Origin of the sequence: Microcoleus sp. MON1_C5 (genome assembly GCF_036701875.1) — a bacterium.
Lineage (GTDB): Bacteria > Cyanobacteriota > Cyanobacteriia > Cyanobacteriales > Microcoleaceae > Microcoleus.
Genome location: NZ_JAUBRN010000020.1, coordinates 1 through 24,535 on the forward strand (window position 1 = coordinate 1; position 24,535 = coordinate 24,535).

Here is a 24,535-nt window from a genome sequence, read left to right on the forward strand (position 1 = left end):
GTGAGGGTTCTCACCCAGTTCGACCGCTGCCAGGGGGTTTGAAAACTCTCGCGATCAAGCGTGAGGGGTAAGTTCCGTTTAAATTATCACACGATCGTAATAATGGTGTCAAGATAAAAATCTTAATACTCATCTACAAACTGCTCGTGAACCCATAGAAATTCGCGGCGTCTGTTCTGCACCCGCACCAAGCCACCAAAACCAGGATCTTTTGCTTTTAGCAGCGCGTGTAATTCTCGCAAAATCGAGCCTTGGGCGCGGATTGCTGCTTCGCCCTGTTGCCAATCAGGGGCATCACTTTCGGTAGACAAATTAGTCGCTAAATCGCTTCCTTTCAAGGTAGACTCGATGCTTTTTTGTCCGAGATCGAGTTCCTCTTCAATACCTTTGTAGGTGGCTTCATCTAGCATTAGCTTGGTTGCCGAGGCTGCGACAGGTAAGACTAGACTAAGGGTTCCGCTCAAAATTTTGAGATAGGGGGCTGCTTTGGTAAACCATTCGCGCGACACTTCCAATTCATAAACTCCCTTCTTTTTGTCGTTAGGATTTAAGGCGGGAAGCGGTTGACGAGAGTGTTCGCACCAGAGGGTAATTTGCAATTTTGTACTTATCAATTTTGGGCGATCGAAAAACTTCGGATCGACGGGCTTGAAACTGAACAGGCGCGGGCCATCTTTCGCTTCATCGGTGAACATTTGCATCAGCGACGCAAACTCCTCATCGATTTGGCTGAGAATCTTGCGCTGATCTTGAGACAATGACTCAAAACGTTCTTGACCTCGACGATCGACAATCGCTAAATCTTTGCGGATGATTTTTAGCTCGTCTTTGACAATATTTCGGAACTGCTGAATGCCGATTTCTTGGGAGGGGGGTGGGGTGGTCGGCGCGTTATTCAGCAGACGATCGATGTTTTGCCATTTACCACAGAGTGAACAGGGATACTCAGGACGATTTTCCTTTTTACTCTCAATTAATTGCTTTACCTCAAATAGCGCGTTTCCGGGCGCATTCATACCGCAAGTCGCAATGCAGGGAACCATCACATTACATCGCAATCCTTCCCAGAAATTCTCGACTAGCCATTTAATCTCTTCCGTCAGATAAGACAAAAACCGTTCTGGATAAGCTGCCCGCACGGTAATTTTTACATCAATGTTAACATATTCCAGCAAAGCCCGACCGTTGTAGTCGTTGTCAAGCATCAAACCCCGTTGCCAATGGATACTTTTTTCGTAATTGCAGCGCCCCAGTGAGTATTTGTGCAAGCGCACAATCAACTGGTAAAACAATCCTTCTGCTACTGCAAGTTGCCCTCGATCGTCCACAATCCGGCAGATTTGCACTTGTTGTCTGTCTCCCGCTTCCGGCTGCTGTCCCCAATTGGGCAATTCCGGGCGTGTATCGCGTACAAGTTGAGCAATCAAACTGGTATTGCTGGGTTTAGCTGGGTCGAGCACGACGCGGTAGGACAAATCGAAGCGTTCCATCAGCTTGAGAAAGATGGGATGTAGTTCTTGCGGGTAGCCGTCCTCGCCTGGAAACGGGGGATTACTCCATAATTCGCCCAGATGCTCAAAATCTACTAAACCGTTCCGGCGGCGTGTCAATTCATCATCGAGTACGAAGCTGATTGCCTTTGCCAGCCAGTCGGGTTTGAGGATGACGATATCCCGCAGTATTGGATCGTAATCGTAATGGATGATATGCCCCAAGGTATGGGAAATGCGAAGGAAAAGTTCTGCTTGTTCTTTATCGATTCCCTGTTGAGCGCAGATGGCAAGAACATCATCGTAGGGCAGATAGGCTTTGTCGTTTGTCTGCAAGATTTCCCGCACTCGCTGCCACTTGGCGGGAACGGAACGTCCCATTTCGGGAAGAGATGCGGCGACACTAGCAATCTTTTGTTTTAATTCTGCCAGCCCGGTGCAGAAGTTCCGATCGTCAGGTTTGCTGTCTATATGGAAGAAGTCAAGCACTGTATCGCTGCCGAATCGATCGTAAATTTCCTGTCTGTCAATGTCGGGTTGTCGCTGTCCGGGGCCGCCGTGGGTTGCGACTACTAGCACCTTGGCATCTGGTTCCCGATGCTTGATTAGGGTAATCCACTCTTTGACAAAGCCCTGCTGGGGGCCTTCCCGCGGCTTCCACACTACCAGATACACGGCGGGAGCACTGAAAAACAACTGGTGTGTCGATCGATAAACCGGTTGACCGCCAAAATCCCAACCATTGAGTGATATCTCTGTGCCACTGTCGGGATCGGTGATGATTACTGGCTTAATCTCAATCCCGTGAGTTGTAGGGCGACCTTCTATCCATTCATCTCCCCGCAATGCCCCCAACAGACAACTTTTGCCCACCTCGCCTTCACCAATCAAAATCAGCTTGGCTTCATTGAGTTCGATCTGTGCTTCTGCCTTTGCCCGCAGGTATTGCAAAACGGCTTCAGTGCTTTGCTCATAGGCAGCAGCGAGGTCAGGATTGAGAGGGTTGTTTTTGAGGTCAAGCAGTTGCAACCTGGCGAGGGATGCGATCGCCTCTGGCAGTTCCCTCAGTTGGTTGCCCGAGAGGAGAAGCCATTCCAACTGCGTGAGGGAGGCGATCGCCTCTGGCAGTTTCGTCAGTTGGTTGCCGGAGAGGAGAAGCAGTCGCAACTGGGTGAGGGATGCGATCGCCTCTGGCAGTTTCGTCAGTTGGTTGCCGGAGACGTTAAGCTCTTGCAACTGGGTGAGGGATGCGATCGCCTCTGGCAGTTTCGTCAGTTGGTTGTTGTAGAGGTAAAGCTCTTGCAACTGGGTGAGGGATGCGATCGCCTCTGGCAGTTCCCTCAGTTGGTTGTCGGAGAGGTAAAGCTGTTGCAACTGGGTGAGGGATGCGATCGCCTCTGGCAGTTCCCTCAGTTGGTTGTTGTAGAGGTAAAGCTTTTGCAACTGGGTGAGGGAGGCAATTGTCTTTGGCAGTTCCCTCAGTTCCAGACCCCTAAGATCGAGTTCTCTTGCTCGCTGTCGCCGTGCCCATTTAATACGCTGCTGTGCTTCCCGATCGCCCTCAGTTTCTAACATTGCCAATTCCTTGTTTGGATTTTTGTATAGTAAGTACGATCGCCTTTTGATATAAAAGGGCGATCGCCAGACATGATTTGATTTTGAATATTGCTTAATCTCACTTCAAAATAACATCAATATTTTGTCGATCGTGAGGTTTGAGTAAAGGAGAGAATGGAGGGTTTGTTAGAGGGTTAAGGCGAGGCCCAGCCTCTGGGAATGCGTTACCAGGCAGAGCCTGGGAACGAGCTAAACCCGGTTTCTGATTCCCTGCGCGATCGCCCAAGCATCCTAGAAACCGGGTTTCTGCGATAATTCTGGCATCTGCACCGAGATTTTGTTAAGAAACCCGGTTTCTGAGCCCTGCGCGATCGTGAGCTTTGAGCAAACTCGCCGGATCGGGCCCAGCCGGGATAATGCAGCCGGGATTCAGCGGGAACAAATTGCCGTAATAATCGCGCTTCACAGCCTCCAAATCGCAAGTGTCCGCAACTCCCGGTAACTGGTACAAGTCGCGCAGATAGGCTCCCAAATGCTCGTAATCTTGAATGCGGCGCACATTGCATTTGAACAAGCTGTAGTAAACGGCATCAAAACGGAATAGAGTAGTAAAAAGTCGCACATCTGCTAAAGTCACCCGATCGCCACAAAGGTAACGACTCCTCAAGAGCGATCGATCGATCTCGTCTAAAACAGCAAACAATTCACTGCAAGCCGAGTCATAAGCAGCTTGAGATTGCGCGAAACCGCAGCGATAAACGCCGTTATTGACCGATTGGTAAATCTTCTCATTCCACTCGTCAATTTGCGATCGCAAATCCACAGGATAAAGATCCATTTGAGGATTGCTAGCAAACTCGTTAAACTCCGAGTTTAGCATCACAATAATTTCCGAACTCTCGTTATTGACGATCGTCTTTTTCGAGTCATCCCACAGCACCGGCACCGTAGACCGCCCCTGATAGCCCGGTAAAGCCAACTGATAAAGTTCCGGCATCGTGTTGCAGCCAAAAGTCTCCGACTCCATCACCCACATTCCCCCTTCAGAGGGATAGACAATCGACACCGATATCGCATCCTCAAGCCCTTTGAGCGCCCTCGTCACCAGAGTGCGGTGCGCCCAAGGGCATCCCGTACCCACGAAGAGGCGATACCGTCCCGCAGCGGGCCCGTGAGGGTTGTCTGGTGCAGTGCTGACAAAGTTGCGGAAACTGCTGCTGGGGCGAATGTATGCTCCCGTGCGATCGGGCGGCGCTAGTTTTGACATCATTAATTGCCACATTGATGTCCAGACAAATTTGCCTAGCTTGACTGTTACGGATGAAGGAAGCGATTTGTTTTTCACAATGCGATAAAAAGAGGTTTGCTAAACATAATCTGCTTATTTTAACTCACAGCCGAAGGAAGAAGGAAGAAGGAAGAAGGAAGAAGGCAAAGTAAGCAATGGTTTCAGCAATTAATAATGCACTCCCGCCTTCCGGGCGGGCTAGGAGCAACGGCCCCCAATAAATTTAATTTTTGTAGAACAGGCATCTTGCCTGTTCTTTAAAATGATGAGCGACGAGGTTTGTTCCCTTTATATCTTGGATCATTTGCAATAAGGTTCTTCAGGGCGGGCTAGAAGCCCACCCCACAATAAAATTTAATTTTTGTGGAACAGGCATCTTGCCTGTTCTTGAGAATGATGAGCGACGACTTTTCTAGGATCTGCCAGAGGCTATTTCAGCATAAGCTCGATCGATCAATCGGCGAGCAACCGTCTGAATTCCCGTATGTTCGTAATAATTGGTAGTCATGTCTAAAAACGCGGCGACATAATCCAATTTGTCATCGGTAACATCAACGTATTGCTTGAGATGGCCTAAAACTATGGCGGGAGTTAAGCCGCGAGACTGTACTAAATTGTTCATCCAACCTTGCGCTGAGGCGAAAGTTGCTGTCACAAATCCGAACTTTTGTGAATTATTTGCGCCGGGAATTAGGTTGCTGATATTTTGGAAGGTTGAGTTTTGCTGCAAGGTTGAAGGATTCAATCCGCCTAGGGTATTTTGTGCTACTCTAATGAAGTCGGGTCCAAGGGGAATTAAACCGTCAGCACACACTAAAGCAGCCATCCGCATCACAGATTCGCCTTTGTAATGGGATAAATAATTACCAAAGCTTCCCACATTGTCAAGGGAAATATTGTTAAGTTTGCAGAAGGCAATTAGCTCGATCGCCACTTTGACGCACAAGTCGATCGTTTGAGTTGTGTCAGCTTTGGGAGTGAGGCGGTTGAGAAAGGAAAGAAAGCCGATATTTTCGCCGATTTTATTCGCCATAGCCGTTGCACCTAACGCACTGTCGGCGCTGTCTGCTAACTGGTAAAGCCTGACTACGCCTTGATATGGCTCGTTGGGGTTAGCGTAAAGCTCGATCGCGCGATCGCGAATTTTCCCAACTAATTTGCGCTTTGTTTCCCCTGTGACCGCTTGAATAGTATTATCAAAACCCGTGAGATTGTTCCACTCCCCCGGAACCACAAAATCGAGAGATTTTAACATCTTCACAGTGACGCCATTAGACGGCAAATTGTCAACCAATTCCACAATAGATTTGCTCATCACAAACTCCTGAATAGCCCGATTTAAAGTGTTCTATCAAATACTCCAACTTCGGGAAATCCGATTCCCGATTCCGGGTCAATTCCCCATAACTAAGTAGGCAAGCACAAATAAATATTAGACCACCAGCTCCAGTTTTGCAATCCTCAGAGCTTTTCTCTCTTCTCTAACTCTGCGTTCTCTGCGCCCTCAGCGGTTCATTAAAAAAAAGTCTTTTCCACAAAACATTTGCATTTCACTCGCCAGCACAAAGTTAAGTTTCATTATATTGACAGACTCAAAATCGCCTAAACGTGTTAAAATAGATGGCGCAAAATAGAAAAAGATAAAATATGACTGTTGCAATTAACACAACTCCGGGATTAGCCTCGCGCTTAGTAAATGGCGTACTTTCCATCAAGCCTTTGGCTAATCTAGCCAAGCACCAAGCGCGGGAAATGATGATAAAAAGAGCCGAAAAAATCGGAGTGCATTGGCGACAAGAATCCCAAGCACTTTTAGCTCGAAATTGGGATGCAGAATTGCTCAGCGTCCAAAATCCCGCTCTTGTTTACCCGAAATATTATCTAACTTCATTCCACGCTTATGAAAAAGGTAATATGAGTTGGGAAGCTGCTACAGAAGTTGAAGTGGCCGCCCGTACAGTTCACGCCACAATTTGGCCGGAAGCAGGTGCAGAAGGCGATGCTAAACTCCGCGCCAGCTATCACGAAGTCATCAAATCTCAAATTGCTTCTTCACCGCAAGATATTGTTGATTTGGGATGCAGTGTGGGAATGAGTACCTTTGCTCTTGGGGAGGTTTACCCGGAAGCGAAGATGACTGGGGTGGAGTTGTCGCCTTATTTTTTAGCCGTCGCTAAATACCGTTCCCAACAGCGAGAAGCTGAATTTTCCAATCAAAAATCTCCGACTTGGGTTCACGCTGCTGCTGAATCTACTGGTTTGCCGGCGGCTGCTTTTGATTTAGTTTCTATTTGTTTAGTTTGTCACGAATTGCCGCAGAAAGCTACTAGAGAAATATTCCGGGAAGCGAGGCGTTTGCTGCGTGTGGGCGGACATTTGACAATTATGGATATGAATCCTCAGTCGGAAGTTTATGCCAAAATGCCTCCTTATATTTTGACTTTGCTCAAGAGTACGGAGCCTTATTTGGATCAGTATTTTGGGTTGGATATTGAGGAAGCTTTAATAGATTCTGGTTTTGCACAGCCGACAATTACTTGCAATACAGTCCGACACCGCACTATTGTTGCTGAAGCAGTAAATGGTCAAGTTTGATGTTTGAAAAATGTGTGCGGTATAATAAAACTTTTAAGTCTATTATACCGCAACTGCGTTACAATTAATAGTTAGCCTGCTTCATCCTATGGGTGAGGAACTTCCCGTAAAGCTATGTATCAGTCTCCGAGGCTCATCAGGAAGCAGTAAAGCTATCGCATATCTAATTGGTCTTGAGTAGTTACAATTAATTATAAATTAACAGGTTACTGCAAATGTCTGACTTGTCGAGCATTGAAAAAGTAAAACTTGAAAAAATGTTTGATATGGAAGGTGGTTATGTTCTTGATTTTTCAAACAGAACTTTCCAGGAATTCATAATTGAAAATACAAACATTGACATATCTGACGGCAAGTACGATTACGCTAGCGGATCTAAAGCTAATCGATTAAAAGCCTTTTGGGCTAAAGAAGCTAACTATATTGTTGGAAAATTAATTTCACCTTTGTTGGAATATTGGAAAACAAAAAAACTGATAAATCACATAGAAATAAGCCAGGCGGAGCAAGCCTTGTTTGATGATTGCTATACAATAGCCGAACGACTTAAGCAAGATAGAATTGTTGAAAATATTGATGCCATTCAAGCATATTCTAATGACAAAGAGTTTTCTGTATTAGCAAAATCCATAAGGGAAAGTATTCAAAATAATGAGCCAGAAGTAGCATTAGATAGACTGCATACTTATATGGTGAAGTATACAAAGAAGCTATGCGATAAACATGGGATCAGTTATGACAAAAACAAACCATTGCATAGCCTTTTTGGAGAATATGTAAACTATCTAAGACAGCACCGCTTTATTGAGTCACAAATAACCGCAAAGATTCTAAAACATTCGACTAAAATTCTGGAGGATTTTAATCATGTTAGAAACCACCAAAGTCTGGCTCATGACAATCCTATTTTGAATTATCATGAGAGTGTTCTGATATTTACCAATGTTTCAAGCGCGATTAAGTTTATAGAAGCCATTGAAGCAGAAAAATCAGAAGTTGACGAACAAAACAAAGTTCAAGCAGAGTGGGATGAGATTTCCTTCTGAAGAGGTTTGCTGTTTTTGTCAATCCGCACCCTAACAATCCTGTTGCAAAAGTTATCGTTCCTGTTTACAGGACACCCCATCCTGGTTAAATACTTCCTCGATCTCTAAGTCCGCGCAGGCGGACTTCGTTTGTATAGTTGCGGTTTCACCCGCCCGATGCTCTTTTTACTGAGATTAACATATCGCGCTATGCTACCGTAGATACTTTTTCGTACTCTTCACTGTGTTTTTGCACTGCATCCCAGATATCAACTTTTTGCTGAAGATTAAGCCACAGTTGAGGGCCATTCCCCAACGCTTTCCCAATCCGAATTGCCATATCTACTGTAATTGGTCTTTGACCTAAAACAATTTCATTGACACTACGGCGGGATACACCAAGTATCTCAGCAAACCTGGTTTGAGTCATTTCAATATCTTCAAGCACATCTGAAATGACCTCGCCCGGATGTACTGGTCTAACTTTCCTCCCTTGAATAATGTTTTGTATGTCTTTCATGCAATTTTCCTTAAGCTTGAAGTTAAATTTTTAGATTTTGTTTTATGGGCTAGTGATAATCTTCCAGATCTATATCATATGCGTTGTTATCCTGAAATGTAAAAGTTATACGCCAGTTACCTGATACCTTTATTGACCAAGTTCCCTGTCTATCACCTTTAAGCTCGTGTAAATCATAGCCTGGTATTCTAATATCATCTATAATTATTGCTGTATCTATTACTTCAAGTCTTGCTCTTGTCCTTTTTTCAAGTTCTTTAGGAATTCCTTTTGCATTACCTTCCCTCAATAATCTTTCTAATGCTTTATTTTTAAAAGTTTGTATCATGTGAAATAATCCTTCAATCAAGGCTGAATATCCAGTTCATAGCACTTATATATATTAATTAAAAGTTTTTGTAACCTTTGAGATTACCTTACTACTGTAACCTATGAGGTTACAGATGTCAAGCCTAAAATGATTGCAAAAGCAAAAATCGCTCCCATCTACTAACAGGGCTGGATCTGGGAGAACGAAAAAGTGATCGTAGCGGCTGAGCTAAGCGGAGGGTGTTGGCGGTCAAGGACGCTCCACAACTGGATTTGATCGCAACTGCGGTACAATGAAGCGTTAGACAGCAGTCTGAGCTAGAACATTTTAATAAAATCCTAAAAGAAGGACATCTTCATGACCCCGACAGCCCCCTCTCAAAACGTCATCGATTGTTTGCAGGTTATTTTGAATGCGACTGCATCGAAAAATTACGAGCTTTTTACTACAGTCGGTGATGCAGGCTACAAAGCGGGCATTACACAACAAATGTTTGACGATGTTAGCGAGCAGCTCGCTTCACGCCTGCAAAAGGGATACTCAATTACTTATTTTGGTGAGATAAAACAAGGTAATTCTCCGATTTATTTGTGGAAGCTGAGTTTTGAAGATGGTGGAGATGAATTTGTGGCACACATGACGATGAATGGAGACAAAGTTGCTGGGATTTTCATCGAATAACATATCTTGCTTGATACGCCGTTTTACTGCAATGAATCTAACGCCGATCGCCCACAACCGTTAATCGGAATCGATCGGGCGGCACAAAGGTGATTCCCCGGCGCGCCGGACGAATTGGCCGATCGAGATTCGATACAAACTCACGCGAAGACAGCACCGTTGCTAAAACGAGCTTCATTTCAAACATCGATAACGCCATTCCGATGCAGCTTCGACTCCCGCCTCCAAACGGTAAAAATTCAGAGGCGGAAAACTTGCGATCTAAAAAGCGATCGGGATTGAACCCGGCCGGATTTTCGTAGGTTTCAGGGCGACGGTGCGCCAAATAGACACAGGGGATTAAAATCGTTCCCGGTTGATATGTATAGCCTTCGAGTTCGATCGTCCGTTTCACTTTGCGCGGCTGCGAAATTAAGGCAATTGGATACACCCGCAGCGCTTCCTTGCAGACTGCTGTTAAGTAGGGCGACTGCGAAAGCGCGATCGGATCGGGATTCTCGCCCAATTCATCCAATTCCTGCCGCAATCTAGCGAGACATTCGGGAAACTGATGCAGCCAGTAAAACGCCCAAGTCAACGCCGATCCAGTCGTTTCATGTCCCAACAGCAACAGCGTCATCAACTGATCGCGCAATTCTCGATCGCCGAGGGATTCGCCGGTGTCGTCGCGGGCCATCATCAACACTGACAGAATATCCGTGCGAGACGAATCGAGAGAATGCGATCGCCTCTCGGCAATTTCCGCATAAATCAGCGAGTCAATCTGCGCCATCTGCTGCAAAAACTGCCCCCACGGACTCCAAGGCCCCAAATTTTGCTGCAACGGTTCAAAGAAAAATTGCATGGAGTACAGCTCAGAGGTAATCGCCTCTAAAAGGTTGCTGAGCAATTGTTTCAGCCGTTCGTAGCGCTCTCCCGGCACTAATCCAAACACGACTTGCAAGATTACTTGCAGCGAAATTTCTGACATTTCTTCGCGGACTGCGATCGCATCTGGGGCTTTCCAGTCGATCGTCTGCTTTTTCGTCAAATCAACAATCAAATGCCCTTGACTGTGCAACTGTTCCCGATGCAGCGCGGGCATTAATAGCTGTCGCTGTCGCAGATGTCGCGGGCCTTCATTCATAATTAGGGATTCATTTCCCACCAGCGGGCGAAATACGTTGGTCACTTTGCCAAACTCAAAGGCATCGGCTAACGTCGTAAACACCGCCTGAATCGCTTCTGGACGGCCCAGAAACACCACGGGGGGCGAAGCGGGCCCCAACACGCGGGCGGTAAATGTATCGCCGTATTTGGCAGAGTAGCGATCGAAAAATGCGATCGGGTCAGCTACCAGCGAAAGCGTTTGGAACAAAGCAGGAGAACGAGATCCGGTAGGCAGCGTCATTGAAAAACTGGCGATACACAATATTTCTAGTGTATTTTGACATACTCCGAAGTTTTCGATCGACCTTGCAGCCTGAAATTTATCTGCGATCGATTGCGAAGGCAGGTAGCAAAAATAGTAATGCTATCGGGATCGATCGCAGATTGTATGGCTAGCTTCCCAACCTAACATGACTGTTTTACGCTCTACTCCCCAGCAATAGCCACCGAGTTCTCCGGATTCTCGAATGACTCGGTGACATGGAATTAGATAGCCAATCGGATTGTTACCGATCGCATTTCCTACAGCTCTAGCAGCAGTTGGGCGTGCTACCATTTGAGCTATAGTCTGATAAGTTGCGATCGCACCAAATGGCAATTTCAAAAGTGCTCGCCAAACTTGAATCTGAAAGTTAGTGCCTTTTACCAAGAGCGTTAGTGGTTTTTGCTCGCTGAAAGTTTCTGAATTGAAAATCAGGTCACGCAATGATTGAGTGGCTTGCTCATCACGAATGATTTCAGCGTTTTTCCATTCCAATCGCAGTCTTTGTTCGGCGGTTTGTTCGTCTGTTGTATCCAAGAAATAAAGATTACAAATACCACGGGCAGTTGTCGCGATTAGAGATTTGCCAAAGGGGGTATCATGAATGCCATAGCGAATTTGTAAACCTGCTCCGCCTGCTTTGAACTCCCCTGGTGACATTGCTTCTAAGTTCACAAATAAATCGTGCAATCGTCCGGGACTCGATAGTCTCACGTCCAATGTTAGGTCTAGAAGGCTTTTAGTGTGAGTGATTTTTGACTTGGCATATTCAACTGTTAGATATTGCAAAAACCGCTTGGGGCTAATGCCGGCCCATTGAGTAAATAGCCGTTGAAAATGATATTCACTCAGTCCTATGTGTTGGGCCACAGTTGCCAGATTGGGCTGGTTTAGGTGGTGTTGTCGCATAAAGGCGATCGCCCGAGCAATCCGGTGATAATCTTCGCTAGCATAGACACTCGCATTCTGCATCGCAATCATCTAGTCTAAATCAAGGGAATTTTGATGTTTCCTTACTTTAGCCATAGAGCAGGCTCAAAGCCACCCGTTTCTTGCGGTGAATGCAGTCAGTCAATTTTAGATTTTAGATTTTAGATTGAAGAAAGCGAGCTCACTGCTAAACCCGGGGGCTTGCGATGAGGATGAGCGAGCTTTTTTCTCGCTCCACGGATGCCTCGGGCGACTTGTAACCAAATTTATTTCGGTCAGTCACTTAACCGAACTTTCGCTCTCACCCTCCCCGCAACTGCGTCACCAAGTGAACTAATTCCGGTAAAATTAGCTTTTCCACAGCTAGTTTTACACCATTGCTAGAGCCCGGAAGAGAAAAGACTAACTTGCCTTGATACACCCCTGCAACTGCGCGAGAGGCGATCGCCCTCGAACCAATTTCTTGATAGCTCAAAAACCGAAATATTTCACCAAATCCTGGTAAAATCCTGTCTAGCAAACTCTCCATCACATCATAAGTCGTATCTCGGGGAGCGATGCCCGTGCCGCCGTTAAAAATGATTGCATCCACATCTTCACGCTGGGAAAAAGCCTGCATTTGCAATACAATTTTGGCCGCATCATCTTTAACAACAGTGTAAGCTACCACAGAGTGACCCGCATCTTTTAGCAGCTTCTTAGTTAACAAGCCACTATTGTCTGTTTCGGCCGAGCGCGTGTCGCTAACAGTAATGATAGCGCAGTTTACGGTTATTTTAGATAAGTCGGGGTGAGGAATTTGCGTCATATAACAGATGTTGAAGGAAAAAGTAAGAAGCAAGAAGGAAGAGGAAATCAGGAAAAGGGAAGAGGGAAGAAGTCATTAGTTAGTTGTGATTTATTAGTTATTAATTATTCATCATCAAATAACTAATAACTAATAACCAATAACCAATAACCAATGCCCCATGCCCCATGCCCCATTCCCCATTCCCTATTCCCCATCAATTATGCCTTGCTAAATCCTAAGCCGTTTGCTTCCGAGTAGCGTTCCATAAAACGCATAAATCGATCCCATTCTTCGGGATTTCTCATTAGATAAAGAGCTTCCAAACCGGCAGGCTGACCGTTGATGAACTTAGCCTTAACCTCGCGAGTGAGGATTTCGCCTTCTTCGTCGATCATGTACATTCCAGTAATGTCTTCGGTACTGGTGCTGCTGAGAGCTTTGGGATTTTCAAAGATAAATGTGGCAGTGCCTTGAGCTCCCGTTTTAGAACGGGTTAGGCGCACTTCGGGCACAGCCTCTTCGTCTATACCCCGAGAAAATTGAATTTTAGCCATAATCTGACAGTCAAACCTTAAGGATTGCTTAATTTCTTAATGTTTAATCATAAAACGATTCGGGTACTCGCAAATCAAGACTTGGGACAGTGGGAGTGGGTGAGACTGGGTGAAAGTGGGTGAGAGTGAGGCAATTGGAGACAAGGGCGAGGGGATATGGGTTAGTTCTTTGTACCCCAAGTTATCCTCTCCCTTGTCTTCCAATTTCCTTAGACGATGTAAGGAGAGTTAATAGGATCGGCCCGCTTTGTGGCTACCATAGTTTGGTAGATGAGGGCGGATATCTCCCCACGGGTGATGTCGTGGGCGGGGCAAAGCTTTTCGCGCGCGGGATAGTTGACCACGATTTTGCGCTCTGTGGCGGTTGCTATCTCGTCGGTAGCAAAACTGGGAATCTGAGCTCGATCGACATAAACGCTCAAAGAATTGGGGTTGCCGCCCGCCAACTGCAAGCCGTTTACCAAAGAAACGATCGCCTGAACTCTAGTCAAATTCTGCTCCGGGCGAAACGTGCTGTCTGGATATCCAGCCAAAAAGCCAGCTCGATTAGCTTGGTCGATCGCTCCCTTGGCCCAAAAATCCGCCGCCACATCCTTAAAAACCGTCGCCTCACGGCGCGGCACCAATTCAAACGCCTTCGCCAGCATAGCCGCATACTGAGCTCTAGTTACAATCTCGTAAGGTTGAAAAGTGCCGTTGGGAAACCCGCTAACAATATTCATCTTTGCCAAGCGATCGATAAAATCTTTGGCCCAATGCGTGGTGATGTCGCTAAACTTTAGCCCGCCAGGAGTCGGAGTTGGCGTCACATTGCCCAACTCAAATAAACCTTTCACCCGCGAAGAATTGAGCTGATTTCCCACCGCAGAAATCTTAACCCCAGTCGCGTTTTGCAAGTCTAATTCACCGTTATTCTGAAAAATATTGCCGCCCAAATCTTGAGCAGTACCAATATCTGGCAGCGACTTCCCCCCCGCAGTCAAACCGTCTTCGGTATTTTTTTCAATGCGATTCTTGCGTAAAATCGGCTTAGATTCCCCCGCTAAAACTATACCGGAGCGATTTTCCAAAATTTGGTTATCAGCAATCAAAGGAGCCGACTGAGCTTGCAGAGAAATGCCGAAACCCGTCTTTTGAAAAATATTGCGCCGTATTGCTCCTTTAGCAGTTCCCGCCACAATCACCCCAGCGGCGGAGTTTCCCACAAATATGTTGTCGAGAATCGCAGGATTAGCAGTGCCCGTGGCAAAAACGCCTTCGCCCTTACAAAGTGTGAAACTGCAGTTAGCCACAGTCGGAGAAGTTGACTCAATCCAGACTCCCGTGCCGCGAGTATCGAGATTAGTAACAGTTACTCCGCGCAATTCCGAATTAGTTGCTAGCAGTATCGTGATATTTTGGCCCGCAGCGGTGGGACTGACAAATTTGCCGCTGCCTTGAATCAGAATGCCTCTACCTTTGTTAGTTTCATTGCCAACAACTTTTACTCCCGAGGGAATTTCCAAGGGGAATTTTTCGCCACTAGCAGCGCTGTAAGTTCCCGGTGCTAATTGAATAGTGCTTCCCGATGCAGCGCGGGCGATCGCGCGCGCTATAGTTTTGAATGGAGCCGATTGGGTGCCGACTGCGGAATCGCTGCCTGTTTGCGGGTTGACGTAAAGTGTTGCCATGTTTTTGTTAAAGAGATAATTGGCGATCTAGCTTTTGTGCAATTTTCATTGTCTGCGAACTTGACCCCGGATTTATATTCACCTTTGATTCCGGAGATTATTTAATTGCACGATATCCGTAATATTACCTCTCAGGAGTGGCAACCGCAGGGGGATTGTCCCTACAAATCACTAAACTATTAAGTCTTGGGTTAGGAACCGGGTTTCTTGGCTCCGGTTCCACCTAAAAATCAAGAGTTTTAGTTAAGAAAGCCGATTTTTTTTCGTTTTCAGTCAGCAGATGGTAAGGCATTTATTTCTGGGTGTAATCCGTCTTAACTGCCCGCCTATTTCACAATACAATACGCCTCCAAAACCACTAAAATTTCATTCTGAAAAACCGTACAACTTGTGATTGCTGAAGCTAAGGCGGGAATTTTTCCTTGTTGGAGAGAAAGCATCGCCTCCGGTGTAGAATCAAATTGATTTAGCCAGCCATCATCCTTTACATACTGAAGACTCAAAGCATGGCGATCGAGCAACCAAAAATCAACTCCATATTGATTTATAAAATTTTGCAATATAGCTCGCTCGGGAGTGTATTGAGCGCGAATTAAATCGTTAAGTCGCTGCCGATATTTGCTGTAGTAGCCTTTCTGATACGGCACTGCATATTCCTTTGCAACCAAAACTGAACGCTGACTAAATGTTGGCAAATGGTCAGTTTCTGCCGCGATTGAAGCAATCAAGATATCTTTAGGTTGTTGCTCAAAAAATTTGTACAAACCCGACATTTTACCTTCTACATACCCCACTGTGGGAAATTTTTGTACCAAGCAGGGATAAAGGACAACGGCGATAGCGATTATCGCTGTCGTAATTAGTGCCACTAGATTTTTTATATCAACTATTGTTGCGGTTTTTGATGCCCAATGACCAACTGCATCGATAATTAAAGTTAGGGTAATCGCAGTTATTAAAACAACAATAAATCGCAAGCTATAGGCCGTATAGCGACCAGGTTGATAAAGCTTAAAAATGGTAGCATGAGCCGCGAAAAACATCGCCGAGGATGCTAAAAATAGCTGAAGCAAAAGCCAGATTTTGCTTTGAATCTGATTTGCTAAGGGAAAAGCCGATCGCAAAAACACCAGCAGCGGAAATAACAGCCCGACACAGTGAGTGACAGGCGTAAACAGCGACTTGGGAAACATCCCGCTGCCCCGCCCTGTCAACCAATAATCTTTGGGATTTGGACGAAAAAAAGCATTTCTGCCGCTGGGCACAAATTCGGCCATTTGCTTCGCTTCTGCTGCGGTATAAGTTGGGCCAAATTCAGACTTATCTAAGGCATAGGGCAGCATTACTAAAAAAATAACTCCCAAACCTGTACTGCAAAATAGATAATTAGTACGATCGCCCGACAAGCGCAAACCGCCGTTTTTCCAGCATAGCAGTCGCAAAACTAAAATTCCGGCAGCAACCAAGGCGTAAGGAGGATAGAATAGTCCGATGAGGGCGATCGCTCCCAAACAAGGCAGCAACGAACTGCGCGACAAATAATATAAAAAAGCAAGGAATATTGGATATATAAAAGCTCTTGCCGTTGTGGAAGCCAAATCATCCGTCATCCACATATGCTGATTTAACAGCAAAGATGCAATAAATCCAGTCATCGGCACTGGCAGCATTTCTAGGCAAAGACCAAAACAGTAATAAGTCGAGATTAACCCAAGAAATAGCGGCAATATTTTGTGAAAAAATAGCGGATGAATGCCAACTGTTGCAGCTAATTTGTAGAGCGTGCTGTATCCTGCGGGGGCGACTGATTGAAAGTAATTAGCAATGAAATCGTTGGGGAATAATTCAGGATCGACAAACCGCATCATCCAGAAAACGTGCTGCCTCGCATCGTCTTGCACCATATACTCGGCCCTGAAGGCTTGCTTGAGTCCTAAAACAGCATAAAGTGCAGCAAATGTCAAGCTCAAAGTCAACCAAAATATTGTGTGCGATCGGGATTTGCGATCGACTGTAGCAGTTAGAAATTTGTGCAACCGAGCTATTAATACCATTTGAGATTTGAGATTTTAGATTAAAGAATTGAGCAGGACTGATTCTCAAAACTGAGATTATATCATGCCCGGTCAATTACCCCTAATAAAAAGTGTTTGTCGTGAGGACTAAAGTCCTCACGACAAACCGCTTTACTTTCAACTTCGCCGTATTTTAGATTATTTTCCCGGCCACACACCCGCAATTTTAAGGCGAATCCGATACAGACTTGTATTAGCCGTAATGTAAAGCGTTTTGCGATCGCTTTCTCCCCAAGCCACATTAGTCGCCGTCTCAGGCACAGAAATCTTCCCCAAAAGCTTGCCATCCGGCGAGAAAATCCACACTCCCCCCGGCCCGGTGGTGTAAACATTCCCCTCTACATCAACTTTTAAACCGTCGGGTACTCCGCTTTGACTGGCGTCTTTTAAATCTGCAAAAAGCCGCTCATTTGTAACAGTTCCGTCTGGTTTTACATCGAAAACGGCAATGTATCCCGCTTCCGAATTGTTGACATAAAGTTTTTGCTCGTCTGGTGAAAACGCGATGCCATTGGGCAGCACCAAATCCTTAACCAGCAGAGTTAATTTTCCGTCGGATGCCAGCCTGTAAACACCGTAAAAACCCAATTCTTCCTGATCTTTAGTAACACCGTAGGACGGATCGGTAAAATAAATGCTGCCGTCGGATTTAACAACCAAATCGTTCGGACTGTTGAGCCGCTTGCCCTCGTATTTATCCGCCAATGTGATAACTTTGCCATCTTTTTCAGTGCGGGATACGCGGCGATTTTCGTGTTCGCCAGTAAGTAAGCGGTTTTCTTTGTCTAAAGTATTCCCGTTGGCTTTTCCCGAAGGGGTGCGAAATACCTCAACTTGCTGATTTGAGGCTAATTTATAGATAATATTGGCGGGAATATCGCTGAACAGCAAAAAGCCGTCTGGATGCCAAAGCGGGCCTTCTATAAATTGAAAATTGCCAGCGACTTTTTCTAATTTCGCACTGTCATCAACAATATCTTGCACGGCGTTTTTTTTCTCCTTGTTTTCCGTCTGGGCGGTCAACTTTGTTAAGTTACCCCTGAGTTTTTGGCTGGGGTTGCTGACTGCTAAACTTAATACTATCAACAACAAACTAATTGTAGCAATTTTGATTGTCATGTTTGCTCATAAGTGAATTACTCCCTTCCCACCATAAGATTACCTATCTCCTTGTTTACTTCTTCCTTTCTTTGTGATAAGAGCGGTATCCCGCCGCTGCGGTAACACGTCGAAAGCGGTTCGTCAACTCACTATTTTGATAAAAAAAAGATAGTTTAGAGCGGTATTAAATTCTAGAGTACCGTATGTAACTAAAAAAAAGAAGCTCGCATTTTCGAGCTTAATTATATTTAACTTGAAACGTTTCACCTGTCAACTTTCAAGCAGCAAATGATATAAATAGCGAGGCAATACCGATCGCGATCGCCCCTATAGCCATCACAACAGACCAGAAGCGGTGATAACTCTTAACCGTCGTACCGCTATCGCTTTCAAGCTGAATCAAATCCATCCAAGGTGCAACACCCCGGCGGAACCAACCCAAAGTCCTAACATCCATTCCAATCAAGCTTTCAACCCGTTTCATGCCAAACATAAAATTACCAAGTGGCCCAAAACGAGAAGCATAGCGCAGATAAATCATTCCCGTTCTGTCTTGCAATTTTAAGTCAGAACCGAAGGTATAACCCGCGTCGCCGCGACCAATTAATTCGCCTTGTAGTTGCGCCGGTTGACCCCGCAAGGGACTTGCGTAAGGGTCAGACATTAAGGTTAAAACATCCAAGTGTTCTGCTTGCTCGTAATTCGGGAACATCACCAAAGTCTTGAGCAAAATTCCTGTACCTAAACCGATTAAAGGACAAGCAACCATCATCATTGGGTTTACAGCATACAGCGAAATGCCGATCGCAAAACCCACCGCTAAGCCCAGAGTTTCTGCACTGTACAGTAGTAAATCGAACACAAAATTTCCGTACAATTTCCGCTTGCTCAAATCGTTGCCTTCGCCGACAATCCGGCCCATGTCAAACTCAATATCCAAGCCTAATTGTTCGGCATAAGTGCTCAAAGCGCGAACTCGTTTACCAGTCAGGGGGTGAGTAGAGTTCAACTCCATCCACCAACCCCACGGATTAAACATATCCCACAGAAACACTCGCCCAATTTTTTCCGGTTCCGAAGTAATCCTGTAAGCAGTCCCGGTAGATGTGGCAGCTTTGGCATCGTAAATGCCTAAAGCGCGAGTTCCTTCTAATAAGCGGCTGGGTTCGGTGGCTCTTTGTCCTTCTTCCAAAATACCGTAAGCAATTTTTACCAAAGCGCGAGACAAAGCGTTGGGATTTCCGGTTGTTTCGGCTGCAAAATGGTCGGCAAAATATTCTCGCGTCCGCGACAAATACAGCAATAAATAAGTGCCAGCAATGTAAAACAAATAAGCAACACCAGCTACAGTACCGGCCGCATCTTTAGCTTTGTTGCCACCACTTCGACCCATCCTGTGAGCTGTAGTGTAAATTAAATAAGTAATCTGCACCAAAGTCGAAGCTAAAGTCATTACTGCAAAGTCCCAGTGGACGATGTGACCGAGTTCGTGGGCGTAAACAGTGGCAATTTCCTCGTCGTCTAAATAGGTAAAAAGACCTTGACTGACGACTAAGCGAGCGCGGTTTGGAAATGAACCGTAAGTAAAAGCAGTAGGGTTTTGGTCGTCGATAATTCCTAAAGGCGGCTGCTGGAGTTTTTTCTGCTTGCAAACCTTCTTAATAACTTTCGCTGTTTCGGGACTTAGGCTTTCAATTTCTGTTAGGGAAACCCAGCGAGTATGGTATAGCCAGTTTTGGCTTAAGTCCATCAAGTAAGGCGATAGGAAAAAAGCAGCGATGTTAAAAATCAGAGTTATCGGAAGTGCGATCGCCAATCCGGCGACTGGATCGGGACTGTTGAGAATCAAAACTGAGGCTAAAGATAGCGCTAACACCATACCAAATAGCATGGTAATGGTGACGCCGGAAGCTAAAACGAGATTTCCGCCTGTTTTCTGTATCAGTTTAACGCCGACTTTGGCGGCTCGCCCTGCCTTGCGTAAAGGGGCGTGAGATGACATAATAATCTCCAAAGGTTATTGACAAATGGAAATGACCGTGGGATTTTATCTATACTTCACTGTTTTAACCTGTTAATACGGATTGCTGTAAGGGGTGTCAACAAAAATATAGAATTTCCTCTAGAATTGTTAAGATTGAAAACCGCCCAGAAATTTATTTTTGCGGATTCAATTCAAAACTCAAAATTCAAAATCCAACAATCAAAACTATTTGAAAGTTACTGCCATGTCTATTATTGAAATTGCCCAAAAAACGCGCGTATCTGCTAGAAAACTGGCCGTTTTGTCCGCTGATGCCAAAAATCAAGCTATTGAAGCTATTGCGAAAGCTTTAGAAGCTGCTGCGCCGGATATTGTGGCGGCGAATGCGGCTGACTGCAAGGCGGCTGAGGCTGATGGAATTGCGAAACCGCTGTACGATCGCCTAAAGTTGGATGAGAGCAAGTTGAAAAGTGCGATCGCGGGCGTGCGCGACGTTGCGAAACTCCCTGAGCCGATCGGTGTCGTGCAAATCCACCGTGAATTGGATACAGGATTAATTCTGAAGCGCATCACCTGTCCTTTGGGCGTTTTAGGCATTATTTTTGAAGCGCGCCCAGAAGCTTTAATTCAGATAGTATCCTTGGCAATTAAATCGGGAAACGGCGTCATTCTCAAAGGCGGCAAAGAAGCAGTCCGTTCCTGCGAAATCTTGACAAAAGTGATACATCAAGCATTAGCTGAAACCGCAGTCAATCCCGAAGTCGTGCAGTTGCTGACCACGCGGGAAGAAACAATCGAACTGCTCAAAATGGATGAATATGTAGATTTGATTATTCCCAGAGGTTCTAATTCCTTCGTGCGTTTTGTGCAAGAAAATACGCGAATTCCCGTCTTGGGACACGCCGACGGAATTTGTCATTTGTACGCAGACAAAGCGGCGGATATTCAGAAAGCCGTAGAGATTTCTGTAGACGCAAAAACCCAGTATCCAGCCGCCTGCAATGCCATTGAAACCTTGTTAGTTCACAGTGCGATCGCCGCCAAATTCCTGCCCGCTGTTGCCGAAGCTTTGCAGCAGAAAAAAGTCGCACTGCGGGGAGACGAAAAAACTCGCGCCATCCTCGAAAATATTGCCGAAGCGACAGAAACCGATTGGTCTACAGAATACAGCGATTTGATTTTGTCAATCAAAATAGTAGATTCTGTCGAAGAGGCAATTAACCATATCAATACATACGGTTCCAGACATACAGATGTCATTGTTACCGAAGACAGCGAAGCCGCCGAAACTTTTTTAAATGGAGTAGATGCGGCCGGAGTTTATCACAATTGTTCGACTCGATTTGCCGACGGTTTCCGCTACGGCTTCGGTGCAGAAGTGGGGATTAGCACGCAGCAAATGCCACCTCGCGGGCCTGTCGGTTTAGAGGGGTTGATTACCTATAAGTATCGAGTTGTTGGAGATGGCCATATTGCCGCGAGTTATGTAGGGAAGGATGCGAAGGAATTTACACATCGAGATTTGTAATACAAGATTTACGCAACTGGCATAATTAGTATGGTGCGTCAGAATCCGAGTTCCTGAATAATCACCCTAGAACTGCGTCTGACGCACCCTACAACTGGATAGAACTGTGACACTTACCTAAGTCCCGATTATGACAGAAAATCCAAATCAACCCAGAGAATACGATGCTGTCCTTGGCGGTGAATCTCAAGTGCCAATGGCTGCGGCCGTTTTAGGCGGGATTCCCGGCGTTAAAAGTCGGTTAGCTTCTCCCATTGTTGAGGTGAAAATTGCTGCATTGTCTGAAGCGCTGAAATATGGAGATCCAGGTTTAGAATTAATAATTGGGGCACTGCAAGATGAATCAATCGCGGTGAAATTTGCAGCCTATGCGCTGCTGAAGGATAGAGATGAACCAAATCTAAAGCAGCAGTTCCAAAAATATTTGCCTACTTTTGAGTTTGATGTAATAACAGTAAATGCTCAAGGAAAAGAAAACAGTCGTCGCCGTCATTATGCTCACTTCTTCCCCGAAGACTTAGGGAATGGAAGCGTACTGGAAATGGTTTATATTCCCGGCGGCACATTTATGATGGGTTCCCCAGCAACAGATAAATATAGAAGAGATAATGAAAGTCCGCAGCATCAAGTGACAGTACCTGCTTTTTTTGCAAGCAAATATTCCATCACCCGAGCACAGTGGCAAGCACTGATGGGAAACAACCCATCGTGGTTAAAATTTGAAAAACGTCCTGTAGAAGTATCGTGGGATGAGGTCGTCGAATTCTGCGATCGACTCTCGCAACAAACCGGGAAAAAATATCGCCTATTGAGTGAAGCAGAATGGGAATATGCGTGTCGTGCGGGTACAACAACCCCATTTTATTTTGGGGAAACCATTACCCGGCAATTAGTCAACTGTCACCCATACCCCGAAGATCCCCGCGACGGACCACTCCCCTGGTCACGACCAATCGATGTCGGGAATTTTCCCCCCAATGCCTTTGGACTGTACGATATGCACGGCAATGTTTGGCAATGGTGCAGCGATAGGTGTCACGAAAACTATAACGGCGCACCAACTGACGGAAGTTCCTGGGAAACCACAAATAATTACCGAGTGATGCGTGGGGGCTCCTGGCACAACGAGCCAGCCACTTGCCGCAGTGACTTTCGCTGCTTGATCCCGGACGGTTGGGCGGCGTACGGGGGTTTTCGCGTAGCGGTTTCTTCCTCGTCCTAGTTTTCCCGGCAAAGACTCTTCTTTACCCTTGAATTCTCTGTACTTTTTCCTTTTCCATGACGGCAGAAGGGCGATCGAAATCGCATTTTACCTAAATTTTAAAAGAGAAAGCAGTTAGAAGCTTTCAAAGAGCATAAGTTAGGAGAAAAAGTAGGTGAATAAGCGCGATCGCAGTAGGGATGATTTTAAGAGTGCGCTGTTATATTATTGTTTGTTTCCGACATAGATGGCTGGTAAAACCCACCCACTAGCCTGTAGATACTGCATCTTAAGCCAAGTGTCCCTTCTCCTTAATCCATCCCAAAAAAAGCGATCGCCCTGACATTCAAACAAACTTAGCTACAATAAGCTATACTGTGCTCGGCGACTCCCCAACTCGAACAATTTGCCGTGGTTTATGTCTAACTCCTCCCTCCTCGCCCCCGGTTCGACTCTCGAAAAACGGTACCGCATTCTCCGCGAATTAGGTCGCGGTGGCTTCGGGCGGACTTACCTCGCCGAAGACATCAACCGCTACAACGAATCTTGCGTACTCAAAGAGTTTTCTCCGGTGGTTCACAGCCCGAAAGCTGCCGAATTGTTCGATCGCGAAGCGAGTATGCTTTACCACCTCCAACACCCGCAAATTCCAAGGTTTCGAGAACTTCTGCGAACGGATTTGGGCGGGAATCCATCTTTATTTTTAGTGCAAGATTATATCAAGGGTCAAACCTACGAAGAAATATTGATATCGCGCCAGCAGCAAGGTAAAAATTTTACCGAAGCCGAAGTTACTCAACTGCTATTTCAGCTTTTACCAGTTTTAGAATACATCCACTCAAAAAATTTAATTCACCGCGATATTTCCCCGGATAATATTATTCAGCATGATGCTGACAAACTACCATTTTTAATTGATTTCGGTTCTGTCAAACAAATCGCAGCCAATGCCGTAGTTCAGTTTAACGGACAATCGGATACGGCGATCGGCAAACAGGGTTATTCGCCGGCAGAACAAATCCGGCTGGGTAAAGTTTCTGCCGCTAGCGATTTGTACGCTTTAGCCGTCACGGCTTTGGTACTGCTAAGCGGCAAAAAGCCTCAAAAATTGTACGATATCAATAATAAAACTTGGGATTGGCGATCGCACGTCAGTGTCAGCCCAAATTTAGCCAGCGTATTGGATCGGATGTTAGCAGAACAACCGGGCGATCGCTACCAATCTGCAAAAGCAGTCCGCGAAGCACTCAAAGATCCAAAACTATCTCAAATTGGCAGTATAATTTCCCAAATGGTGACAATGAACTTTGTCGGCCGCCCTTTCAAAAACACCACTCAAACTGCTACTAGCAATCATACTCCTGTTCACCAAAATCCTCAACTGGTTAATAACAACAGCACATTCAACTTAATTCCTTGGAAAATCCTAGGGAGTTTAAGTGTCGTTTTGGTGCCAGGAATGTTAGCTTTTAGTGTAGTCAAATCAGGTTTCACGTTGCCCAAGTTGCCGGATTTACCTAAATTTACTTCGCGCCAGCAACCTCCCGATACATCCTTAGAGGAAGCCGAAATAATTCGTCAAGAAAACATTGGTAAACGGCGCAAAAATCTCAACATTAATCAAGATATTTTCTATCAAAAAGTTGATGAATTATATTACAATAAATATCCACAATTACAAGGGCGCAGCTTGACAGAAAAGCCAGAAGATGCTGAAATTAGGCGGAAATGGTATGAAGTTGCTGAGGATTTACTGGACAAGTTGGAGAAAGGAGGAGAGTTGTGAAATTTAAGAGAGAATAAGAGTGATTGAACCGCAGAGGGC

The 24,535-nt window shown here is 45.5% G+C and carries 19 protein-coding genes; 6 read left to right on the forward strand and 13 right to left on the reverse strand.

The genetic code is table 11. The features are described 5' to 3' along the window. Nucleotides 1-122: 122 nt before the first annotated feature. The 3 genes from QUA71_RS12075 to QUA71_RS12085 form a co-directional block, all read right to left on the reverse strand. Complete coding sequence (locus tag QUA71_RS12075) at nt 123-3,065, reverse strand: leucine-rich repeat protein (protein WP_333285166.1); 2,943 nt, start codon at nt 3,063-3,065, stop codon at nt 123-125. A 322-nt stretch (nt 3,066-3,387) separates the two neighbouring features. After that, nucleotides 3,388-4,329: a glutathione S-transferase family protein gene (locus tag QUA71_RS12080; RefSeq protein WP_333285168.1), complete on the reverse strand. Its 942-nt coding sequence runs from the start codon at nt 4,327-4,329 to the stop codon at nt 3,388-3,390. 418 nt (nt 4,330-4,747) lie between these two features. After that, nucleotides 4,748-5,650, reverse strand: coding sequence for a hypothetical protein (locus QUA71_RS12085; protein WP_333285170.1), 903 nt, complete (start codon nt 5,648-5,650; stop codon nt 4,748-4,750). 332 nt (nt 5,651-5,982) lie between these two features. Between QUA71_RS12085 and QUA71_RS12090 the strand changes: the two genes are divergently transcribed. Together QUA71_RS12090 and QUA71_RS12095 are read left to right on the forward strand one after the other, a co-directional pair. Beyond that, entirely contained in the window at nt 5,983-6,930 is a 948-nt protein-coding gene (locus QUA71_RS12090) for a class I SAM-dependent methyltransferase (protein ID WP_333285172.1), read from the forward strand. Between the two features lie 215 nt (nt 6,931-7,145). Next, on the forward strand, nt 7,146-7,976 hold the full coding sequence (locus QUA71_RS12095; RefSeq protein WP_333285174.1) for an abortive infection family protein: 831 nt from the start codon (nt 7,146-7,148) through the stop codon (nt 7,974-7,976). Between the two features lie 187 nt (nt 7,977-8,163). On the opposite strand, the gene QUA71_RS12100 is transcribed toward QUA71_RS12095, so the two are convergent. Next, a complete protein-coding gene (locus QUA71_RS12100) occupies nt 8,164-8,475 on the reverse strand; it encodes a HigA family addiction module antitoxin (RefSeq protein ID WP_333026536.1) in 312 nt (103 codons plus the stop codon). A gap of 49 nt (nt 8,476-8,524) precedes the next feature. Further along, complete coding sequence (locus QUA71_RS12105) at nt 8,525-8,803, reverse strand: type II toxin-antitoxin system RelE/ParE family toxin (RefSeq protein ID WP_190743610.1); 279 nt, start codon at nt 8,801-8,803, stop codon at nt 8,525-8,527. 339 nt (nt 8,804-9,142) lie between these two features. Between QUA71_RS12105 and QUA71_RS12110 the strand changes: the two genes are divergently transcribed. Next, entirely contained in the window at nt 9,143-9,466 is a 324-nt protein-coding gene (locus QUA71_RS12110; RefSeq protein ID WP_333285176.1) for a hypothetical protein, read from the forward strand. 37 nt (nt 9,467-9,503) lie between these two features. On the opposite strand, the gene QUA71_RS12115 is transcribed toward QUA71_RS12110, so the two are convergent. From QUA71_RS12115 to QUA71_RS12150, 8 genes are all read right to left on the reverse strand, one after another. Next, nucleotides 9,504-10,856, reverse strand: coding sequence for a cytochrome P450 (locus QUA71_RS12115; RefSeq protein ID WP_333285178.1), 1,353 nt, complete (start codon nt 10,854-10,856; stop codon nt 9,504-9,506). 123 nt (nt 10,857-10,979) lie between these two features. Beyond that, a complete protein-coding gene (locus tag QUA71_RS12120) occupies nt 10,980-11,849 on the reverse strand; it encodes a methylated-DNA--[protein]-cysteine S-methyltransferase (protein ID WP_333285180.1) in 870 nt (289 codons plus the stop codon). 259 nt (nt 11,850-12,108) lie between these two features. After that, complete coding sequence (locus QUA71_RS12125) at nt 12,109-12,615, reverse strand: MogA/MoaB family molybdenum cofactor biosynthesis protein (RefSeq protein ID WP_006632696.1); 507 nt, start codon at nt 12,613-12,615, stop codon at nt 12,109-12,111. A 200-nt stretch (nt 12,616-12,815) separates the two neighbouring features. Continuing rightward, entirely contained in the window at nt 12,816-13,151 is a 336-nt protein-coding gene (psb28, locus tag QUA71_RS12130; RefSeq protein ID WP_333285182.1) for a photosystem II reaction center protein Psb28, read from the reverse strand. A 209-nt stretch (nt 13,152-13,360) separates the two neighbouring features. Continuing rightward, complete coding sequence (locus tag QUA71_RS12135) at nt 13,361-14,821, reverse strand: DUF1565 domain-containing protein (RefSeq protein ID WP_333285184.1); 1,461 nt, start codon at nt 14,819-14,821, stop codon at nt 13,361-13,363. 326 nt (nt 14,822-15,147) lie between these two features. Then, on the reverse strand, nt 15,148-16,875 hold the full coding sequence (locus QUA71_RS12140; RefSeq protein WP_333285186.1) for a hypothetical protein: 1,728 nt from the start codon (nt 16,873-16,875) through the stop codon (nt 15,148-15,150). A gap of 159 nt (nt 16,876-17,034) precedes the next feature. Beyond that, nucleotides 17,035-18,015: an SMP-30/gluconolactonase/LRE family protein gene (locus tag QUA71_RS12145; RefSeq protein ID WP_333285188.1), complete on the reverse strand. Its 981-nt coding sequence runs from the start codon at nt 18,013-18,015 to the stop codon at nt 17,035-17,037. 259 nt (nt 18,016-18,274) lie between these two features. Continuing rightward, complete coding sequence (locus QUA71_RS12150) at nt 18,275-19,999, reverse strand: zinc metalloprotease HtpX (protein WP_333285190.1); 1,725 nt, start codon at nt 19,997-19,999, stop codon at nt 18,275-18,277. 226 nt (nt 20,000-20,225) lie between these two features. Here QUA71_RS12150 and QUA71_RS12155 point away from each other — a divergent pair, with 226 nt between their 5' ends. The 3 genes from QUA71_RS12155 to QUA71_RS12165 all read left to right on the forward strand — a co-directional run bounded on the left by QUA71_RS12155 (nt 20,226) and on the right by QUA71_RS12165 (nt 24,496). Then, nucleotides 20,226-21,509: a glutamate-5-semialdehyde dehydrogenase gene (locus QUA71_RS12155; RefSeq protein WP_333285192.1), complete on the forward strand. Its 1,284-nt coding sequence runs from the start codon at nt 20,226-20,228 to the stop codon at nt 21,507-21,509. Between the two features lie 130 nt (nt 21,510-21,639). Further along, on the forward strand, nt 21,640-22,731 hold the full coding sequence (locus tag QUA71_RS12160) for a formylglycine-generating enzyme family protein (RefSeq protein ID WP_333285194.1): 1,092 nt from the start codon (nt 21,640-21,642) through the stop codon (nt 22,729-22,731). A 397-nt stretch (nt 22,732-23,128) separates the two neighbouring features. Continuing rightward, a complete protein-coding gene (locus QUA71_RS12165) occupies nt 23,129-24,496 on the forward strand; it encodes a serine/threonine-protein kinase (RefSeq protein WP_333285195.1) in 1,368 nt (455 codons plus the stop codon). The last annotated feature ends 39 nt before the right edge of the window (nt 24,497-24,535 follow it).

Coding starts and splice junctions, on each gene's coding strand:
- QUA71_RS12075 (WP_333285166.1), bottom strand. CDS start 3,065: ATGTTAGAAACTGAGGGCGATCGGGAAGCACAGCAGCGTATTAAATGG.
- QUA71_RS12080 (WP_333285168.1), bottom strand. CDS start 4,329: ATGTGGCAATTAATGATGTCAAAACTAGCGCCGCCCGATCGCACGGGA.
- QUA71_RS12085 (WP_333285170.1), bottom strand. CDS start 5,650: ATGAGCAAATCTATTGTGGAATTGGTTGACAATTTGCCGTCTAATGGC.
- QUA71_RS12090 (WP_333285172.1), top strand. CDS start 5,983: ATGACTGTTGCAATTAACACAACTCCGGGATTAGCCTCGCGCTTAGTA.
- QUA71_RS12095 (WP_333285174.1), top strand. CDS start 7,146: ATGTCTGACTTGTCGAGCATTGAAAAAGTAAAACTTGAAAAAATGTTT.
- QUA71_RS12100 (WP_333026536.1), bottom strand. CDS start 8,475: ATGAAAGACATACAAAACATTATTCAAGGGAGGAAAGTTAGACCAGTA.
- QUA71_RS12105 (WP_190743610.1), bottom strand. CDS start 8,803: ATGATACAAACTTTTAAAAATAAAGCATTAGAAAGATTATTGAGGGAA.
- QUA71_RS12110 (WP_333285176.1), top strand. CDS start 9,143: ATGACCCCGACAGCCCCCTCTCAAAACGTCATCGATTGTTTGCAGGTT.
- QUA71_RS12115 (WP_333285178.1), bottom strand. CDS start 10,856: ATGACGCTGCCTACCGGATCTCGTTCTCCTGCTTTGTTCCAAACGCTT.
- QUA71_RS12120 (WP_333285180.1), bottom strand. CDS start 11,849: ATGCAGAATGCGAGTGTCTATGCTAGCGAAGATTATCACCGGATTGCT.
- QUA71_RS12125 (WP_006632696.1), bottom strand. CDS start 12,615: ATGACGCAAATTCCTCACCCCGACTTATCTAAAATAACCGTAAACTGC.
- psb28 (WP_333285182.1), bottom strand. CDS start 13,151: ATGGCTAAAATTCAATTTTCTCGGGGTATAGACGAAGAGGCTGTGCCC.
- QUA71_RS12135 (WP_333285184.1), bottom strand. CDS start 14,821: ATGGCAACACTTTACGTCAACCCGCAAACAGGCAGCGATTCCGCAGTC.
- QUA71_RS12140 (WP_333285186.1), bottom strand. CDS start 16,875: ATGGTATTAATAGCTCGGTTGCACAAATTTCTAACTGCTACAGTCGAT.
- QUA71_RS12145 (WP_333285188.1), bottom strand. CDS start 18,015: ATGACAATCAAAATTGCTACAATTAGTTTGTTGTTGATAGTATTAAGT.
- QUA71_RS12150 (WP_333285190.1), bottom strand. CDS start 19,999: ATGTCATCTCACGCCCCTTTACGCAAGGCAGGGCGAGCCGCCAAAGTC.
- QUA71_RS12155 (WP_333285192.1), top strand. CDS start 20,226: ATGTCTATTATTGAAATTGCCCAAAAAACGCGCGTATCTGCTAGAAAA.
- QUA71_RS12160 (WP_333285194.1), top strand. CDS start 21,640: ATGACAGAAAATCCAAATCAACCCAGAGAATACGATGCTGTCCTTGGC.
- QUA71_RS12165 (WP_333285195.1), top strand. CDS start 23,129: ATGTCTAACTCCTCCCTCCTCGCCCCCGGTTCGACTCTCGAAAAACGG.